2 protein-coding genes are annotated in these 1183 nt (G+C 36.3%); both read right to left on the reverse strand.

Annotated elements, in window-relative coordinates:
- Positions 1 to 475: 475 nt before the first annotated feature.
- The gene (locus O9332_RS13110) at positions 476 to 763 is read right to left on the reverse strand and encodes a type II toxin-antitoxin system RelE/ParE family toxin (RefSeq protein WP_002764204.1); all 288 of its coding nucleotides are present in this window, start codon (positions 761 to 763) and stop codon (positions 476 to 478) included.
- 2 nt (positions 764 to 765) lie between these two features.
- A complete protein-coding gene (locus O9332_RS13115; RefSeq protein WP_002764202.1) occupies positions 766 to 972 on the reverse strand; it encodes a hypothetical protein in 207 nt (68 codons plus the stop codon).
- Positions 973 to 1183 lie beyond the last annotated feature (211 nt).

The following is a 1183-nucleotide window of genomic DNA, read 5'->3' on the forward strand; positions in this document are numbered from 1 at the left end:
AAATCCTTATCTGGCAAGAGACTTAATTGATTAGTTCGCTCTAGAGCAAAAACAATTGACAAAAATCGCTAAATGCCTTTCTCTATAAGGGTTCCATCCCTTATAACCCCCGTCCATTGCATAACAATTACCGAAGAGCCGGGTTTTTGTCCATTATATCAAATCTTAACTCGATTGTCTATCTTTTGGTATTAACCTGTTGATGCCTTAAGTCCTTCCCTGTATGGATTTCAGCTACTTTTGAGCTTAGGTACTCTCATCGAATTTTATTTTAAGTTAATTATTTGCATAACAATTCCCGAAGAGCCGCTGTTTACTGGATAAATTACCATCAGAAACCTCGTCCTATTTTCCTATTAATCCTGTCTTTAAATTCTATCTTAAAAGAAATCCTAACGATTAGGAAAAATTTATCTTATTATAAATATATATGTACCGCAACGCAGAAACCCGCAGGATCGCTTTCCAGTATATCCTATTTTCTATACACCTGATCGTGACTACCAATATCAATTAACAAGATGATAACTTCTAAATATTCTCCATCTTCCGAAAAACTAAAAATAATTCGACAATCGTAAGCTACAGTACAAGACCATAACTCTTCTAAATTACCACTTAACTTATGGGTTTTTAAAGACAGTGTAAATGGGTCTTCTGCCAGTTTTCTAAGTACATCGAAAATTTTAGGTTTTAACTGGGGATTTTTCTTGATTAGCTTCTTAAACGAACGCTTAAACCCATCACTCCATATTAGATCCATTGTTAATCCTCATTCAAATCGGCAATCAAATCTTCTACGGTTCCCTTTCTGGCCGTTCCAGTAGCGATCGCCTCTTTCAATTCCTTAAAATTAGCTAAAATTTCTCTTTCTCTTGCTTTGGCTCTATATTGAGACAAAATCTCTAACAATGACTCCTGTTCATCCTCTGATAAATTCTCAAAAGATTTGATCATTTCTTGCAAAGTCATCATTTTACCTCTTAACTCTCGATAAAAACCTGGGATCTCTTATTCTTTGTGTGATCAGTTTAACTTATATCCCACATTCCGCACCCTCAACTGTCACATAAGCTGTCCCCCTCCAGAGACTTGAGTAAAAATACTTAGCTGGTGAAGGTTTTCTCGGTGGCCGTTAGGGGGAGCTTGAGACCCCTAATTAGGGTCTGCTGAAAAAGTTTTT

The sequence above is a fragment of the Microcystis sp. LE19-10.1B genome (genome assembly GCF_027530565.1).
Lineage (GTDB): Bacteria > Cyanobacteriota > Cyanobacteriia > Cyanobacteriales > Microcystaceae > Microcystis > Microcystis aeruginosa.

What these genes read in the sequence shown, in the direction of transcription:
- O9332_RS13115 (WP_002764202.1), bottom strand. Translation starts at nt 972, where the DNA reads ATGACTTTGCAAGAAATGATCAAATCTTTTGAGAATTTATCAGAGGAT.
- O9332_RS13110 (WP_002764204.1), bottom strand. Translation starts at nt 763, where the DNA reads ATGGATCTAATATGGAGTGATGGGTTTAAGCGTTCGTTTAAGAAGCTA.